General features: G+C 39.8%; 14 protein-coding genes and 5 pseudogenes. 7 read left to right on the top strand and 12 right to left on the bottom strand.

What is annotated here, in order from left to right; genetic code table 11:
* Window positions 1–47: 47 nt before the first annotated feature.
* Entirely contained in the window at window positions 48–227 is a 180-nt protein-coding gene (locus MST20_RS14350) for a hypothetical protein (protein ID WP_023855265.1), read from the bottom strand.
* Window positions 228–499: 272 nt separating this feature from the next.
* Here MST20_RS14350 and sigK point away from each other — a divergent pair, with 272 nt between their 5' ends.
* The 3 genes from sigK to MST20_RS14335 all read left to right on the top strand — a co-directional run bounded on the left by sigK (window position 500) and on the right by MST20_RS14335 (window position 3,649).
* Window positions 500–1,225 carry an RNA polymerase sporulation sigma factor SigK gene (gene sigK, locus MST20_RS14345; protein ID WP_003183729.1) on the top strand — a complete coding sequence of 242 codons (726 nt, stop codon included), beginning with the start codon at window positions 500–502 and terminating at the stop codon, window positions 1,223–1,225.
* Window positions 1,226–1,717: 492 nt separating this feature from the next.
* Window positions 1,718–2,299, top strand: a complete 582-nt coding sequence (locus tag MST20_RS14340; RefSeq protein ID WP_214485438.1) for a TetR/AcrR family transcriptional regulator — start codon at window positions 1,718–1,720, stop codon at window positions 2,297–2,299.
* Window positions 2,300–2,662: 363 nt separating this feature from the next.
* On the top strand, window positions 2,663–3,649 hold the full coding sequence (locus MST20_RS14335; RefSeq protein WP_214485439.1) for an alpha/beta fold hydrolase: 987 nt from the start codon (window positions 2,663–2,665) through the stop codon (window positions 3,647–3,649).
* A gap of 245 nt (window positions 3,650–3,894) precedes the next feature.
* Here the strand turns inward: MST20_RS14335 and MST20_RS14330 are convergent.
* A pseudogene (locus MST20_RS14330) lies at window positions 3,895–4,316 on the bottom strand (DinB family protein).
* Window positions 4,317–4,507: 191 nt separating this feature from the next.
* Here MST20_RS14330 and MST20_RS14325 point away from each other — a divergent pair.
* Window positions 4,508–4,813 (top strand): annotated as a pseudogene (locus tag MST20_RS14325) (sigma-70 family RNA polymerase sigma factor); the annotation flags it as partial.
* Between the two features lie 851 nt (window positions 4,814–5,664).
* On the opposite strand, the gene psiE reads toward MST20_RS14325, so the two are convergent.
* The 3 genes from psiE to yrkP are packed head-to-tail and all read right to left on the bottom strand — an operon-like array spanning window position 5,665 to window position 8,107.
* The gene (gene psiE, locus MST20_RS14320; RefSeq protein WP_243943027.1) at window positions 5,665–6,081 is read right to left on the bottom strand and encodes a phosphate-starvation-inducible protein PsiE; all 417 of its coding nucleotides are present in this window, start codon (window positions 6,079–6,081) and stop codon (window positions 5,665–5,667) included.
* A gap of 45 nt (window positions 6,082–6,126) precedes the next feature.
* Window positions 6,127–7,425, bottom strand: a complete 1,299-nt coding sequence (gene yrkQ, locus MST20_RS14315) for a HAMP domain-containing sensor histidine kinase (protein WP_243943025.1) — start codon at window positions 7,423–7,425, stop codon at window positions 6,127–6,129.
* Window positions 7,412–8,107, bottom strand: coding sequence for a two-component response regulator YrkP (gene yrkP / locus MST20_RS14310; RefSeq protein WP_087986853.1), 696 nt, complete (start codon window positions 8,105–8,107; stop codon window positions 7,412–7,414). Before yrkP ends, yrkQ begins: the two co-directional genes overlap by 14 nt.
* 264 nt (window positions 8,108–8,371) lie before the next feature.
* Between yrkP and MST20_RS14305 the strand changes: the two genes are divergently transcribed.
* Together MST20_RS14305 and MST20_RS14300 are read left to right on the top strand one after the other, a co-directional pair.
* On the top strand, window positions 8,372–9,568 hold the full coding sequence (locus MST20_RS14305) for a DUF418 domain-containing protein (protein WP_243943023.1): 1,197 nt from the start codon (window positions 8,372–8,374) through the stop codon (window positions 9,566–9,568).
* Between the two features lie 186 nt (window positions 9,569–9,754).
* On the top strand, window positions 9,755–10,312 hold the full coding sequence (locus MST20_RS14300; protein ID WP_044154447.1) for a GNAT family N-acetyltransferase: 558 nt from the start codon (window positions 9,755–9,757) through the stop codon (window positions 10,310–10,312).
* Between the two features lie 304 nt (window positions 10,313–10,616).
* Here the strand turns inward: MST20_RS14300 and MST20_RS14295 are convergent, their stop codons facing one another.
* Entirely contained in the window at window positions 10,617–10,985 is a 369-nt protein-coding gene (locus MST20_RS14295) for a hypothetical protein (protein WP_243943021.1), read from the bottom strand.
* A 233-nt stretch (window positions 10,986–11,218) separates the two neighbouring features.
* A pseudogene (locus MST20_RS14290) lies at window positions 11,219–11,664 on the bottom strand (P-loop NTPase family protein).
* Between MST20_RS14290 and MST20_RS14285 the strand changes: the two are divergent.
* Window positions 11,650–11,997: pseudogene (locus tag MST20_RS14285) on the top strand (sigma-70 family RNA polymerase sigma factor); the annotation flags it as partial. The pseudogenes MST20_RS14290 and MST20_RS14285 sit on opposite strands and share 15 nt — an antisense overlap.
* Before the next feature lie 555 nt (window positions 11,998–12,552).
* On the opposite strand, the gene MST20_RS14280 reads toward MST20_RS14285, so the two are convergent.
* From MST20_RS14280 to MST20_RS14260, 5 genes and pseudogenes are all read right to left on the bottom strand, one after another.
* Window positions 12,553–13,461, bottom strand: a complete 909-nt coding sequence (locus tag MST20_RS14280) for an alpha/beta hydrolase (protein ID WP_243943020.1) — start codon at window positions 13,459–13,461, stop codon at window positions 12,553–12,555.
* A gap of 580 nt (window positions 13,462–14,041) precedes the next feature.
* Entirely contained in the window at window positions 14,042–14,299 is a 258-nt protein-coding gene (locus MST20_RS14275) for an asparaginase domain-containing protein (RefSeq protein WP_243943018.1), read from the bottom strand.
* A 125-nt stretch (window positions 14,300–14,424) separates the two neighbouring features.
* A pseudogene (locus MST20_RS14270) lies at window positions 14,425–14,550 on the bottom strand (PAS domain-containing protein); the annotation flags it as partial.
* 503 nt (window positions 14,551–15,053) lie between these two features.
* A complete protein-coding gene (locus MST20_RS14265) occupies window positions 15,054–15,530 on the bottom strand; it encodes a FixH family protein (RefSeq protein ID WP_347880869.1) in 477 nt (158 codons plus the stop codon).
* Window positions 15,531–15,544: 14 nt separating this feature from the next.
* Entirely contained in the window at window positions 15,545–16,933 is a 1,389-nt protein-coding gene (locus MST20_RS14260) for a PepSY-associated TM helix domain-containing protein (RefSeq protein WP_243943016.1), read from the bottom strand.
* Between the last annotated feature and the right edge of the window lie 894 nt (window positions 16,934–17,827).

Raw genomic sequence — 17,827 nt, 5'->3', positions numbered from 1 at the left:
TGAGCCGGTTTTCCTATTGGCGATAGAAGCAAACGCTTTCTACCGCCTCATTTGCTGTGTGTTTCATCTTTTTTATTCAGCGATTCTTTTAAAATATTAAAAACTGCCACCGCAATAACGACAGTCATTAACCCTGTCGTCAGCAGGTTTGGGAAGGTTTCCTGAACTCCAATCATGACCACGCTCAGTACAATTAACGAAAGGATGAAAAGACGTTTGTTTTTCATCTGTCGCACCGGACCGACTGGTTGATAGCGTTTACCCTATGGTGAACCGTCCGGCACCCTCACCTCCTTGCCTTTATTATCCCGCTATTGTTAACTTTTGTAAATGATTAAAAAATGGAAGCGGTTGCAGAAACAAGCGGCTGCATGCCGAACAGAACGCCGGAATATTTGGCAGTCCGGCAATTTTGCCGGGTACAGACACAGACATCCCCCCTCCAACATACATTTACATATAGGCTTCTGCCTACATACATTATGTGGAGGTGCCGATAATGACAGGTGTTTTTGCAGCGCTCGGTTATGTCATCAAGGAACTCGTTTTTTTAGTATCATATGTGAAAAACAATGCCTTTCCACAGCCGCTGTCAAGCAGTGACGAAAAAAAGTACTTGGAGCTGATGGCCCAGGGGGATGAACACGCGAGAAACATGCTGATCGAGCATAACCTCCGGCTGGTCGCCCACATCGTCAAAAAATTCGAAAACACAGGCGAAGATGCAGAAGACCTGATTTCCATCGGAACGATCGGGCTGATCAAAGCAATCGAAAGCTATTCAGCCGGAAAAGGAACAAAGCTCGCCACTTATGCGGCGCGTTGTATAGAAAACGAGATCCTCATGCATTTGCGCGCATTGAAAAAAACGAAAAAAGACGTCTCCCTCCATGACCCGATCGGCCAAGACAAAGAAGGTAACGAAATCAGCCTCATCGATGTCCTCAAATCGGAAAACGAAGACGTCATCGACACCATCCAGCTCAACATGGAGCTTGAAAAAGTCAAAAAATACATCGACATCCTTGACGGCAGAGAAAAAGAAGTCATCGTCGGCCGCTTCGGCCTTGATTTGAAGAAAGAGAAGACGCAGCGCGAAATTGCGAAAGAGCTCGGGATCTCGCGGAGCTATGTGTCGCGGATTGAAAAGCGGGCGCTGATGAAGATGTTTCATGAGTTTTACAGGGCGGAGAAGGAGAAGCGGAAGAAGGCGAAGGGGAAGTAAGTCATTAGAAGCCGGTCTAAAATTCCGGCTTCTTTTCATTTGCCACGTTCACTTGGCTGCCCATAAAACTTTGTTTTTTACTTTCCTCAAAATTACTACTTTTTCATTTTCATAACCTCTTTTCAACCATGATATAACGTTATACCCTTATGTAAAACCATTTTAAGATTCTTGTGTTTATTATTTTATGAAGACGTTTCCCTAAATTATGGTATACAAATTTAAGAAGATATAATTACCTCATCAATTCTTTATTTTTAATATTTATAAATTTCAAATCACCTGATTTCTTACATCTAGATGGTGGCATGTTTATTAGACCTTAATATAACTAAAAATATTAGAAGATGCATTCAAAATAAAATACAAAATAAGGTCTATTGAACATGACTAGTACAATAAGGGTTACTCGATCGTTACTAATATATCAAAAAATTTTGGACTTGTCGGTCCGAAAATGTTATTCTCATTTTATAAAAAGGAGGGATTGCATTGGGACGTAGAAAGGAGTTCGTTCGCGAAGAAGCGCTCAGATCTGCGATGAGGACCTTTTGGAGTAAAGGGTATGATGGTACCAGTATACCCGATTTGATGCACAGCATGTGTATTAGCCGGTCGAGCCTCTATGAGACCTTTGGAGATAAACAATCATTGCTGAATGAAGCCGTAAAATACTATTCTGAATTAATTGGTGAGAAAAAACGGGGCATTTTGGCGAACGCTAAATCCGCTAAGCAGGGATTAACTGACTATTTCCGTTATCACATGGAAGCAGGTTTGGCGGAAAACGGCCCAGGCGGCTGTTTGATCACAAATTTATCCATCTTCTATGATTACTTGGGTGATGAGACCAAGACACTTATAGAGGAAAGAATTGAGACGCTGGAAGAGGCCTTTTACAACCTCCTCGAGAAAGGAAAGGAAAACGGTGAACTTGCATCTACAGTGAATAGTAGGAAAACGGCCCGTCTACTGTTAGCAATGAATCATGGCATGAACGTGCTCTCGCGCGTCAAAGGAAATTCTTGCATCATGAAGGATATTTCAGAGAGCATACCCCACCTATTAACTTAACAGGTGGTTCCTTGCAATATTTCCGGACTGATAAGTCCAAAAATATTGCCAAACGTACTTTATAAGACAGCTCAATAAACTAAAGGGTTTCACGTTTATTTTTTTACTATTTTTGAACTGAACAGTCCAATATTAAATGACCACAAAAGTGGAAATGCATAAGGACAAGACGGAAAATTTGACTGCACAAAGATGTTAATGCTTTGTCCAATCTATTGCTAAATTATAATCGTAAATGGATATAGTATCCAAGGTGCAGAACGACAAAAATATAACTATATGACATGATAAACGTTATTAAAAATTATCGGTACGTTCGTTCTAACAATAATGGCTTACTAGATAAAAACAGGAGGGCTAACGATGAGTTCAATTGAAAATCAAAAAAATGAGAATAAGCAAATTGCAGAGTATGAGCCTGCTAAAACTGAGGCTGGGAATAGGACGATTGACGCCTCTCCAACACTTCGACTCGATCCTGCATTGATTGGATTTAGTCACCAATTTCAGACTGTAGACGGCGTAAGACTTCATTACGTAGTCGGGGGGAAGGAGGACGGTGAAATAATTGTTCTCCTCGCTGGATTTCCGGAGAGTTGGTACGCATGGCGTAAGGTGATGCCGCTTCTCGCTCCAACCTACAAACTCATTGCACTGGATCTGCCTGGACAGGGGGATTCCGATCGGCCAGCGGTCGGATATGACACGAAGACCCTAGCAATCACTGTGCACAAATTCCTTGAACAGCTCGGCATAAAACGATATTATCTCGCTGCTCACGATGTTGGTGCGTGGGTCGCCTTTCCCTATACAGCATTGTTCAGCCACGAGGTTCAGCGTTTAGTTCTTATGGACGCAGGAATACCAGGCATCACATTGCCGGACGCACTGCCAACCGCTCCCGAGCAAGCATGGCGTACCTGGCATTTCGCATTTCACACAGTCTCGGACCTGCCGGAAATACTGATCGCCGGACGAGAACGTGAATATCTGGAATGGTTCCTGCGCCGAAAAGCTGCAAATCCCGAAGTGTTTTCAGAGGTAGACATCGAGGAATACCTGCGAGTTTTCAAAAAAGCCGGTGGGTTGCGTGCTGGTCTCGCCTATTACCGTGAGGCATCCTTGTCCGCTCAACAAAACCGCAAATTAATCACCAAGGGGAAACTTAGGACACCCGTTCTTGCTCTGGGCGCTGATCAAGGTTCCATCACAGATATGGTCACTCCTCTCAAAGCCTTTGTGCAAGATGTACAGGGTGGCAGTATAAGCTTCTGTGGACACTTCCTCCCTGAAGAGCAACCAGAAGTGATAGCTGGAGAACTGACAGCCTTTTTTCAGTCTCGACTTTAGGATTTGACTAGTGGTGAAGACGAGTGCCACCAGCATTTTGACCATAAAACCCACCCTAATACATTTATTGGAACATCAATAAAGTTTAACAAAGTAAAAAGGAAGATTTCATAAGGAACGAGTATTGGAAATAAATCGTGAACATAAAACTATCACTTGCAACTGGTACCATTTGTTAGAATCCCCAATCTAGAGTTATTAAAGTTTAAAGAAGGGAGTAAGTCCCTTCTTTATCCCGATTTTGACTAGTCCCAAATTAAAGGCCTATCAACTCCAGCATTTCTAAAATAGTCTATAAGTTGACCAGTATGTACTGACTCATGATAAGCGATTCTTAATAACATGTCCCCTAGTTCGCGAACATATCCAACCTCAGCCCTGTCTATCTTTATATTTGTTAAATCAGTTTCGTTTAAAGATTTTATGGATTCCAAGAACTTTGCTCGAAATGGTTTTGCAAATTCTAATTCTTCGGTTACTGTGGTAAAAGTTTTTGATTCATAAGGGTTACGAGATTCCTCTGAAGGCTCATTCATATGTTTTATTAAAATTTGATGATAATGAAATTCTCCTTTAATACATGTCTTATCATTTCCTTACACGACAGTGCTTCGGAATCTGAGCGCCAATCCGTTGTTTCCTTAGGTATTGCTGTCCATAACTTGATGCTTCGTCGCCTCTCCTTCTTCCCTGGAAAACCTTCACGAGTTGCTTCTTAAAAAGTCCGATTTTTTTAATTAGTTGAGTTTCCCATCAAGTAAAAACATATTAACTAATAAACCTAACCGGTAACAGTAAGCTCCAAACCAGTTAATCCTTTATCGCTTTAACACAAAAAACGGATAACCTCTGGGAGTCAATGAAATTTCGCTCATCGATGTCTTAAAATTAGAAAACGAAGACGTCATCGACACCATTCAGCTCAATATGGAGCTTGAAAAAGTCAAAAAATACATCGACATCTTGGACGGCAGAGAAAAAGAAGTCATCGTCGGCAGGTTTGGCCTTGATTTGAAGAAAGAGAAAACGCAGCGTGAGATTGCGAAAGAACTCGGAATTTCGCGGAGTTATGTGTCCCGGATTGAGAAGCGGACGCTGATGAAGATGTTTCATGAGTTTTACCGGGCGGAGAAGGAGAAGCGGAAGAAGGCGAAGGGGAAATAATTTAGCAAAGGCCGGATTGAACCTTCCGGCTTTTCTCTATTTTCACTAAAGTTTCTTTTAAAAGAAATAGATGAAAGAGTTATGAAAATCGTTTTTGCACACTAATAAGCTCTATGAGAAAGACAATCTGGATCATAGCAGATAACTTGATTATGAGTTCTTTAATCGCATCGTCCCTGCTTTCTTTATACAGACCTCGATCTGGGTGTGGGTGCTCGATCCATACCCTTATATACATTGCCATCACTCTGGATCTACTTCCTATCAAGTTTTATTAAATAATGAGAGGAATCGTTCATGCATTTGTCAGCTGGCGGTCCCTCGATGAGCATCACCTTCATAAATGCATCACACCTTGGGTAATGCTATGTAATAACTGTTTGTCCTAATGGGTGATTTTCAGTATGAAAACAAATAAAAAACCGATGGCTTGAACCATCGATCTGTATTCTATATTACTGGGCCCTCAATATAGTAAATCTATCTTATTGGTTATGAAAGTTTATTTTCATTACATTTCTATACGTTTATATCAATTATGGTTAAAAAATAGCGAGAAAAAACAATAAACGTCCATCCTAACTTTTTCATCTTATTTATTAAGAATTTCAACCTCTTCCTTTTAAAATAAAGAAGCGATTTTCAGTTCTTAATTCTATGTCATCGGGACATGTCTGTTAAAGTAGCCAAAAAATACATTCAGATATCCACTCACAACCACAATCCACTTTGATCCACTATAGATTTCTGAACTGACATTAAACAGCTAGACTTATAAATACCGATTATCAATTTTCCCATTCACAATTAGGACATTTCGGCGGCGTATCGGCATAAAGTGAACTAATTTATTAATGTTCAACAACAGAATTTCGTCTATTGGCAATAAAGAATCCACAAATCATTGCAAGAATGGCCATCGCCCACCAGAACGTTGAGATCGCCTGATCATGATCGATGATAATCAAACGAATGACAGCTGTGATGCCAATATAAATGAAGTAGCGAAGCGGGAAATGAAAATCTGATTTGAAGTATTTGATAATCAAAGCAATGAACTCAAAGTACATGAAGAATATAAGCAGTTCTCCAAGCATCCCATAATAGCTGTCCACTTTGTTGAACAGTGACTTGTATACGAATTGCACAATGTACCATGTCTCGCTGATCAGAAGTGCGCTTAAGGCTATCGCCAGGAAGAACAGACAGATATTGAGAAGCGCTTGTAACAGGTAAGGTACCTTTTGGAATTTGTCGGAAAATCTCATCATGTTGTCTCCTATTTCAATATATTCGTGGTTTTTATTCTCAGCCTACATCTTGATGTTCCAAAATCGTAGCACAATGTAGTACTTAGAATTCTTTTGTATACTGTGAAACTGTCCCTGCATGCGGGACATCATTCGCGCAATGCTCCTTTCACCGAGTCCATTGCTTTCCGGTGTTATATCCGCAAGTTTAATCGTATTGCTAACATGGATCTCAAATATCTCTTGATCCGATACAAACGTGATGCTGATTTCTTCTTCCGGATCTGCGTATTTAAATAAGTTTGACATCACATTATCAAATACACGACCAAGATCCTCCAAATTCACGTTAATATAGGTTTCCGGCAGCTCGCCTGAAATACGGACCCGAAAATGCTTCTGATGAAGGATAGCAACCTGATCTGATATTAGATCGTAGATCACTTCTTTCACTGCAACGGTCTCCAGATCGGCCTCATATTCCTTGTCCAGCAGGAAATACGCAAACAGATTGTCAGACAAGCTTTTTAATTGCAGTGCTTTACCATAAGCATTGGCTACATACCGATCTTTGCTGGTACCCGCTTCGTCTCCCGCTTTTTTGGCAAACTCCAGATTCATGATCAGCGACGTCAGCGGTGTGCGCATATCGTGCGACATTTCGGTAACCAGGCTGCGGCTCTCAGCTTGCAATTCCTCGATAGCTTTAAGTTTGTCCAGGAAAGCTTTCCGCAGATCCTCAAGACTCTTTGCAATCATCGCTAATTCATCATGCCCTTTTATCGTCATCTCGTAGTCCAGTTCGCCCCCTTCAAGAATATGAATCTCTTGGTGAATCGTTTTAAGGTAGCGAAGACTTTGGCGAATGCCGAAGAGAACAATGATTAAAAAGACGAGGGTTGCCCCGAGCAAATCCAATGTAAAGGCCAGGCTATAATATCGGGAAGAGTAGAAACCGTCGATAATGACTCGTCCTTCACCATCGCTAAACTTGACAGGATGTGAATGATTTTGAGCGTACTGAGTCAGCTTTTCCTTTCCATAATCCGATTCGGAATAAATGGAATCATATTGCAGCTCCTGATCCTTGAATATGGTGAGGTTAATGTAATTTTCTTTTTTGACCCACTCACCAAACGCTTTTCTATCTGATGTAGACAACTCATTTTCTGAAACGTACTTGCTGAATTTTTGAATGTATCTTGCTGACTCCTCTTGATAATACTCATCCGAACTCAGATATCCCTCGATCAGATCATCTGTGATCTTTTGCAACGTTAGAAAGATCACACCACTCACAATCGCAGCAACCATGATCAGCAAAGCCAGTTTTTTGGTTAGCGTAAATTTACGATGCGCCAAATCGATATCCTCTTCCCCATTCAGTTCTTATATAAACCGGACGTGCCGGATCATCCTCAATTTTGGAGCGCAGCTTCCGAATATGCACCATCACCGTATTGTTGGAACAGTAAAAGTAAGGCTGTCCCCACACACTCTCATATATATTTTGGGCAGAAAATATTTTGTTGCGTTTGCTCATCAGAAGTTTCAGGATACGATATTCCAGATCTGACAACTTGATTTGCTGCTCCTCTTTCCAGACCTCATTAAATTCTTCGCTCACTCTTAGTTTGCCCCCGATAAGAAATGTTTCTTCCTGTTCCTTCTTTTCCTGATAGATAGTATATCTGCGTAATTGAGCAATCACTCTAGCATGAAGTTCCTCTTCCGAGAATGGTTTAGTCATATAATCATCGCCGCCGGCGAGTAATCCCTCAGTTTTATCGAGTGTACTCGATCTGGCCGTCAGAAACAGAATCGGGACGTTAGAGGATTTCCTGATGTGCTGACATGTTTCAATTCCCGAAATGCCTGGCATCATAATATCCAAAATAACCAAATCAAGCGAGTCATTCACAAGTTGCAATGCTCGCTTTCCATCCTTGGCTCTTAGCACCTCGTAGCCTGCACGCGTAAGGGACTCCTCCAAAAGATCACCAATATCCTGATCATCCTCTACGACTAATATTCGATGGGTCATGTCTCTCTCACCTCATGATTCTTGATGTTATTTCTCGTGTGTCCTTACTATATATCGTTCATAGTTAAGTACGTTATAAGATACTACGTAAATCTTAACAATTTATGAAAGCTGATGTCCGCCACAAACTTATCACATTTTCTAAAAAAATGATGACTCTTCATAAATTGTTAAGATTCGGTCTTTATATTTATCCATTGTAAGGCTCAGGTTTTTCAGATCCGAACCACACATTGCGATGATAAATGGAAAAGGAGCATTGATATGACTGTACAAAAAGAAGGACACGGGCAACCGGTGAGTCTGCGGGAACGGGTTCATTTTCTGGACATCGTACGCGGATTTGCCTTGCTGGGCATTATTATTGTCAATTATTTTCTGATCGTAGATTCAGTAAAGGGATTCGACATGACCTCCGATGACGTACTGCACAATCTGGTTTCCTGGTTTGCCGAAGGGAAATTCGTTACGTTATTCTCCTTCCTGTTCGGGGTTGGGTTTATGATCTTTATGGATCGAGCCGCGCAGAAGGTAGATAGTCCCAACAAGCTGTTTGCCCGTAGGTTATCTATCCTGTTGGGATTTGGCATTTTGCACATCACATTTGTTTGGGTCGGTGACATATTGACCTTTTATGCCGTAAGCGGCTTCCTGTTACTCGCCTTCTATAAACGCACAGCCAAAACGGTGCTTAGATGGATTATCGCACTTATCGTGTTTCAATTCCTGACTCCTGTTTTCACAATGTTGTACAATGTCATCAATACTGCAGGGTCAAAAAACCCGAATTTTTCAGAGTTTACTTTGTTTAGCCACAGCAGCCTTACCTACATGGAATCCATCAGCACTCGGTGGACAGATATGGTCACGATGGCTGCTAGCTCTTTCTCTATGATCTATTCCATGTTTCTCATGTTTCTGCTGGGCGTGTACTTTGTTAAGATGGAATTTTTCAAAGACATGGAAGCGAAAAAGCCTATATGGAAACGTATCTGGATCATTAGCACAATCGCTTTTCTAATAACACAAAGCAGTATATTGCTAGACATGTTTAATTTTTCGGACATTTCCTCTGTCTTGGGTCAAAATGGCGGCTTAACCGGAAGTATGTTTTATATGAGCACTTTTGCAATGCTGTTTCTGTACGTTCCTCAGCTGCGAGGCCCTATGATGATATTTACTAAAGTCGGACGGATGTCATTGACCTGTTATCTGCTTCACTCTATCATTGGAACAGTTCTGTTCCTCAGGTACGGATTCGGGCTTGCGGATCATATTCAATCTGCCGGCACGTTCATGTTCAGCCTGGCCGTCTATTTCGTGCTTATGATCTTTAGTACATTGTGGTTGAGACGGTTTAAGTACGGTCCGATGGAATTGATATGGCGCAAGCTGACGTATGGCAAATTAAACGAGCGCTCCAATGCAACTCCACATGCGGCAAAATCAATTCAGAAATAACCCCTTTTCCCAGATTGCACGGACTTCAAATTAGTTGTTGACGGAAGTGGGTATTAAGCGGGCAGATTTGATTAGTATGGATTGGTTATTTTTATATCATTTAGTGCTTCTTTCTCGTAGAACAGCTGGAATGTTTCTACTGAACGACTGGACTCGATATTTAAGCAAATGAAGGAGTGAGCAATCATGAAAACAAAAAAGGAACCAAAAGTTATTCTGGAACTAGCAAAGGAGTCTGATCTGCCAGAATTCCAAAAAAAATTACAAGAAGCATTTGCGATCGCCGTGATTGAAACGTTCGGTGATTGCGAAGATGGACCGATTCCATCGGACAATGATGTTCAGGAGTCTTTCAATGCTCCCGGAGCAGTGGTATATCATATTCTTCAGGATGGTAAGAAGGTCGGTGGTGCAGTAGTACGTATCAACAGCCAAACACATCATAATTCGCTAGATTTATTCTATGTATCTCCAGAATATCACAGCCAAGGGATTGGTCTTTCTGCTTGGAAAGCCATTGAAGCACAGTATCCGGATACTGTGCTTTGGGAAACCGTGACACCTTATTTCGAAAAGCGAAATATCAACTTCTATGTGAATAAGTGTGGATTCCATATCGTAGAGTTCTACAATGAACATCACTCTGATCCGCATATGCATCGCAATGGACGCGAAGATGACAAGCCCCTGCCGGATGATGATGACTTTTTCAGATTTGTAAAGGTTATGAAAAAAAAGGACTAAACAATTGAGCACGGCGAGATGCCGCAGAGAGTTGCTGGTAACTTTTTTAGAGAAATGTATTAATGCTGTCTAACAATAAAAAAAGCTTTATCCTAGAAATAGGATAGAGCTTTTTCTCCTTTTAACTCAATTGTCAATTTTAAACCAATCCAATACATAAATAAAAAACCTCTATTAAGAGGGTTTAATCAGTTTTCATGTTTGATTTCGGTCAGAAAGTTGATGATATGCTTCACTTTGCTCTACAGTAAAAGTAATACCGAGACCTAAAATAACTGCACTAAGTATAATGATTACGCCTTTTTTAAAATCCATACAGGCATTCTCGCCTCTGAATTTGTTTTTGCGTTTCAAGCATTTTTTGATGGTAAACATAAGATATTTCATATTCCTTTGATTTTGCAAAAACTTCAGCCATATCAATTGTGATATTCTCCACATACGCATAATTCTTATTTCTTTCTAAGTAATCAGGCGTTTTTTTGATTCCCGCTTGTTCTACTGCATTAATATAAAGTGCTTCCAAGTACTTTTGCAGTGACACAAAAAGTATATCACCTTGGGATATCGCAGCGGATAAACCTTTTTTACTCATTTTTATTTCTTCACTTGTTTTCTCCTGCTTAAAAAGAAATTTAGCGTATGTAGACAGAGAATGTGGTAAATTGCTCAACTTAGCACTTTCTGATACCTTGGCAGCCTCATTTAAGAAATAATCTACTTTATCATTTATTCCTAAATCTGCGTAATTCTTTCCAAGATTGTAGTAAGCCGAGCTAAGTAGCCTATCATTGCCGATCTAATTGTTACTTATAAAGATCTATTGATTTTAAATGTCCATTGCCTGTTTACTGGAACTGTCTTCGAGTTTTTAATTTCCTTATGCAGCTGTCGTTATCCGTTAGTTTAATTAGAATTCATATAATCCAAGACACGGTCAACTCTTTCATTGACTGAGTGATCGCCTTCAATTATTAACACTGGACAGGATAAATCTTCCATCCAATGTTCGTGTAAAGCTTTACTTCTAATTTCCATACCAGCATTATCATAAGAAGCCCACTCTAAAAATGTTTTTGATTGTTCATATTTACTGCACCGGCTAACACTTCGTTTCCATTTTTCAGATTATCACCCCAGCCACACACTGCACCAGAAAGAATCCATTTCTCATTTATTGTTAAGTCTTTTTAGCAACTTTCTTCTTTCAGGAATCTCTCTTTTTTTAGTGAATTTGTCTGTCCAATATTAATCATCAGTATCAAGATGCGTATAGGCAAACGCTTTGATAATGCAAAACCCAATGTTGAAGTCCCGACACCAAAGACTTCCAATAAGACGTCTCTCTCCATGACCCGATCGGCCAAGACAAAGAAGGTAACGAAATTTCGCTCATCGATGTCTTAAAATTAGAAAACGAAGACGTCATCGACACCATTCAGCTCAATATGGAGCTTGAAAAAGTCAAAAAATACATCGACATCTTGGACGGCAGAGAAAAAGAAGTCATCGTCGGCAGGTTTGGCCTTGATTTGAAAGAAGAGAAAACGCAGCGTGAGATTGCGAAAGAACTCGGGATTTCGCGGAGTTATGTGTCCCGGATTGAGAAGCGGGCGCTGATGAAGATGTTTCATGAGTTTTACCGGGCTGAGAAGGAGAAGCGGAAGAAGGCGAAGGGGAAGTGATTGGAAGAAGCCGGTCTAAAATTCCGGCTTCTATTTCATTTCCGATGGGCCTTCGCCCAATTAGGCCGAAATTTAAACAGCAGAGGGCTAAACACGTATTGCGAAGGGATGGGTTCAGCTTGCCATGACATCACGGCACAAACCAAACAGGGTCGGGCCTGTATGGGTTTTGCAACTGATGGTTGAAGGAAAAACCAAATGTGAGTGCACTTTTCCTCACCGGTGCTTGCCAGCATATAAAGAAGATTTCCACCCACTTAAGTTTGGCTTGGCGGGTGGAGGGGCTTTTTCTTTTTTCATGAAGCTCTAAGGTTTGATTCAATAAGTCATCCTTACTTCTTTTCAGCTTCCAGAGTTCTCTGTGAGGGCTGGGATTCATCAAATAAATTGTATTTCAGACGGGATCAGTGTCCTACGGGCCATATCGTCCTACCCAACTATCTTTAGTATAAAAATAGATCCATCACAAATGACTGATTAACCTTATAATACGAACAGGGCTTATTGCTGAAGGTAAAAAAACGTCTCACGATTAACTATTGCCTTTCAATCATTTTAAAGGTTTTCTTTATAGAAAACTTTCAGTTTGTCAACTGCTTGGTTAACAGATTTTGGTTGGTCATATAAGTCATAGTGACTTGCACCTTTAACAACAAACAAATCTTTTTTTTCTGAAGCTGCTTTATTATAGAGTTCATGTCCATCTTGATAAGAACCGAATCCACCTTGTACGCTGCCAACAATGATTTGTAGTGGCTGGGTGAGCAGCTTATTTGCTAAATGGAAAGCATCAAAACCTATCACTGATCCTATACTAGTGAACTTTAACTTATTAGGCGAATGAGGACTTTGACCTCTTGGAGTTTTGTAATAATCAATAGCTTCCTTCATATCTATATCGGTCATACGAGCTTGTTCCCTTTCCTCTTGACTATTCGGAATCCAGTTCGTAATCATCGGTTCAGCTCCGCGAGCTTCTGCAGAACGTTGTTCACCAATTTCCTCTAATGCTTTGATCGGATCGCCTTCACGAAAACCACGGCCTATGTTAGCACCAACGACTGTACCAACTGCCTTGATACGACGTTCTGTCATTGCGGCATTTACTGCATAACCACCTCCCGCACAAACACCTAATACACCAATGCGATTTACATCCACATAGTCAAGCGTAGTCAGGTAATCGACCGCACACCGAATATCTTCCACTCGTGCAGCTGGTTCTTCAATATATCGAGGTTCACCTTCACTTTCTCCCTGATATGATGCATCAAATGCAATAGTTACATATTCTGATTTTGCAAGTTTCTCGGCATAGATGCCTGCGGTTTGATCTTTACAACTACTGCCTGGATGAACGCAAACAATTGCAGGATATTTTTTGTTTTTATCGAAATCTTCCGGTAGATGAAGATGTCCAGCCATATTTAAGTGACCATTTTTAAAAGTTACTGATTTTTTCATATTATATCTCCTTTTATAATAAATTTAGTTTCCACCTATAGCCCATACATCGAAAAACATACTATTTTTATAATCTCTTCATGTATCCCTTCTTTCGTTGAGATTTACTGCTTCATTATTTGCAGGTAGTCAAATAAAAGATATGATCGATAATGCGTGTTGATGTATTGGTACCTCTATATGTATAAGATAAAAGGGCAATCGGATGTTTTCAAACGTCAATTTCAAGAAAGTTTGGTGACCATGACAATGGCTAAAGTCGATAGAAGGATACTTAAATCTCAAGAGGCTATAATTTGATTTATTCAATAAACTCATTGAAGAACATTTAGCTAAGTTGAAGGTCATTTGCCAGCAAAAAAAGACAAGGGTTTAGATGTAATAGAAGGGTCAATGATTAGGTTCGAATATTTCGAGCAAAATAAACTTTCCATCTGATCCAAGTGCACACTTGATAAGTTCTACTTTTGGCAATGGCTTCTTCGATTGATATGTCTCACGCTTAATGAGTCTTTGATGAATGACGATCTGATCTTGATCTGCCGTTCCTAAATAACCGAATCCCGAAGAGAAAACCCCATCAACATTTGACACATGCCTGCTTTTTCACATAACGAGCCGCAAGTATACGTTCATTAAACAACACTGTTACCCCTAAACCTCTCGTATCGGGATGTACCGCTAATAAGAAAGCTTGCCTTAAATTCCCAAATGCATCCGTTCCATCAAGTGTCGGTCCTCTTTGTGATCCTGTTAACACGACCGGCCTTTCATCAGAAATAACCAGATAAAGGAAATACGAAGTCTCTTCAAGGGTATCTGTCCCATGCGATATCACAATTCCAGCAATATCCTCACACTCTCTATATTTTCTTTTAGAATGTCAAGCAGTCATATGACTGCTTGACATTTGAAAGACTGACTTGATTTCAATCTCTATATGAGAAGACAGTCGACACATTTTACATGATTGTTGATTGTGAAAATGACGGAAGACTGCGGTGTTATCAAATCGTGAATGACAACCTCACAATTCGGCCCAAACATTTCCCCTATCGTTTTTGCAAATGGGATGTAACTTTTTAAAATCTGCTTTGCTCTTCAGTCAAACCCAAAAATTACTTGCATTTATCTCGAAGGGGAAATAATACCGAAGAAGCCGGTCTAATAATCCGGCTTCTATTTCTTTCCTCTATGCCCTCAATAAAAGTGAAAGCTTACCCTTTCTTACATATGCCTATGTTTATTGTTTTATCTTTTCAAAATGGGTACTGATTTTTCTAAAACCCCGTAATCATTGTGCAGCTATGGATTGTCACTGATGCAACGTTTGTAACAGCGACCACCCTCGTTCATAAGCATATCGTGTGAGTTGAACTCTATTGCTTAGATGCAGTTTCTGCATAATATTCTTTATGTTGGTCACCGTTACCTTTTCTCACATGCTGGCGCTCCCGTCAATTTGTTCTTTGTCCTTATTCTATTGATAGCACCTCAGGCTCCCAATGATCATCTTCACGTGATTCCGTGCCGGATTTCAACGGCTTATAAAAAAATCCGGCTTTCATATGAAAACCGGTTTACATGCCTTTTTAATGATGGTGTTGATGACCCTCTTTTTGTTTTTGCGAACCTTTTTGCAGGAATTTCAACTCACTTTCAGAAAGCTCCCCTATGATAAACTGTTTTTGAGGCATAATAATAGAGCTGTCGCTTTTGGCATGCACTTTTACATAATATAGCCCCTCACGCTCAAAGCTTTTAGTTAAACTATACATTCCCTTGCCTACTTCCTCAGCTTGCTCCATAGGGTATTTAACCGAACCGTCTTGTTTCCATATTTCAAAGTGAACAAAGTCTGCGTTTTCAACCCTTTTACCGCCTTGGGTAAGAATAACCTTTATTGTTTCCTTTTGATGAGCCGATAAGGATTTTGGTAGAATGATTTCTGATTCAAGCGGTTTTTCTTTTTTGTATCGATCAGCAACATCCTGTTCAAGTGAACAAGCGCTTAGAAATAGGCTGCAGATAAAAAATAAAGTAAATATGTTTTTTTTCAAGAAAGCCACCCTCACATTTCGGATTATGCATTCAAAAAATTCTTTATTGCAGTGATCCTTTGAATAATTAACCAGTCAATTAACCATACAACAATTACCGACAAACCAACCAAAGGAAACAAAATCCCTAAACCGATGATTAAAATGAGGAAGAACCTCATTTCCTTTAAACTAGGTGCTTGGGGAGCGCCTAATCCTTTTTTCGGTTTTCGTTTCCACCATAAATAAAAACCGCTGACTGCAACAAGAATTATTCCTAAACAAATAAGAAGACTGATGAGTTGGTTTATCAAACCGAATTGAGTTCCTTTATGCAAAGTGATTCCCCAAGCAACTATCTTTCCTACTAAACCGTAGTTGTCATAACGGTAATCTGCCAGTACAGCTCCTGAATATTGGTCAATGTGAATCGTAGCCTCATCTTGTGCTTTTGGCGGAAAAGCCGACAATGTATAAACGCCTTCTTTTTCACTTGGAATGCTTATGGTGTAACTCGGATGCATTCCCTCACGATCAGCTATTGTCACCACATCATCGATTGAAAGAGGAACCAGCCCCTGAATTTTCGACTTAGGTACATCTAAATTTTCAGCCGCCCAAGGGACCTCAGCTATATCTTTTGTTTTAACTGTAGATGAAGGAGCACTGCCTGACCATATGGAAGGTGGATATCCTGAGCCGGAGTTTGTAGCAATCGATTGAAAGTTACTTCCCCAAAAACCTGACCAAGGCAGACCTGTGAGAATCAAAAATAACATTCCCGCTGTCACCCAAAATGCGGGTACTGCATGCAAGTCCCTTCGAAAAACCTTTTTTCCTTTTGTTAATCTCGGAAAAAGAACGCCTGACAAACTTTTCTTTTGTCTTGGAAACCATAAAAAAAGACCAGTTACAATTAACACGATTGCCCAACACGCAGCTAATTCTACAATTCGATCTCCGAGTGTACCAGCCATTAGCTCTCCATGAAATTCTTCAATTTTATCCATTATTCTGTCTTCATCTTTTAATTCGCCAAGTGATTTACCTGTATAAGGGTTTATAAAAATAGTTCGAGACTCATGATGAGAAGAAATGCTTACTTCACTCGACCGTGTGGCATTTTCTCCGGGACGATATTTTGTTACTACTGCATCAGGGTATAGCTTCTTTATTGCCTCAATCTGACGGGAAGCAGGTATTTTATCACCTTGTGGAGTAACCTCGTAGTAGTCTTGATAAAGCACCTGTTCAATTTGCGGCTTAAATAAATAGACAGAGCCGGTAACTGCCAGAATCATAAGAAACGGTGCAAAAATAAGACCGGCATAAAAATGCCATCTCCATACAGTTCGATAGAGAGCATTTCCAGTACGATTTCCCATCAATTCTTTTTGTTTTTTCAGTTTATTTTCTTCTTTTACAGTCTCCATGTATATTCTCCCCATACTTTTTTGTTGATCACAGGTTTTGTCATGTTTTCTGGAGTTGTAACTTGAATCGTTTCTTTAAAGTCCTATTATAGTAACCCGGGGTGCTTATAACTCTTACTGAAATCTGAAACACGCAAAGTTTTTTGGCTCTAGCCATGTTAAAATTTGTTGTCCTCATTCAGCCAGTAACATTCAAAACTGCCATTCTTTATTAGATAACGAATTACAAATCACTCTTTACATTATTTTATTTACAAAGCGAAGACAAGGTACTTCTGATGGAAAATGTGAAAAAATGTTGAATTATAACATTCTCTTGTGGTTGGTTTACTCATCAATCATTTTGAAGGCATTGATATACTGCCATTGATCTTTTTATTTATAGCCAACACCAAACAACTATATTTTGTATAAAACTCATATTCGAGTATACTAGCCATTGCCACTATCATTCATTCAATTCATCATAATATCAGCTTAAAATTTCAGAATGAAAAATCGGAGAAAACATAACTCTAACGAGCTATTACTTATGTCGAAATTGTGAACAAAATTCCACTTTATTGATGATGCATCTTGAACATTTCATCTGAGATACAAATCCAGTCTTATAATTGTTTTGTCTCATTGATATTCTCCCTTTGAGAAAGTTTTCAGGGGGAAATAAAGAAAAGCAACGCGGATCCTAGTATTTTCAGAAATTTCCCCCGCCTCTGAAAGCAGAATAACGCGAAAAATTTATTATCCAAAGATATAAATACTTTGTGTCCCCTCCTCTCAATTTTAGACATGATAAAAGGTCAATTTAAATGCAAATGAACAATATTTCCGAGTTCAATAATAGATAGATTCAAATTTTGATCGGAATCTCACGGAGCTATGTGTCGCGGATTG

The organism is Bacillus sp. B19-2, from assembly GCF_022832475.1.
GTDB lineage: Bacteria > Bacillota > Bacilli > Bacillales > Bacillaceae > Bacillus > Bacillus paralicheniformis.
This window is presented reverse-complemented; position numbering and strand designations above follow the sequence as displayed.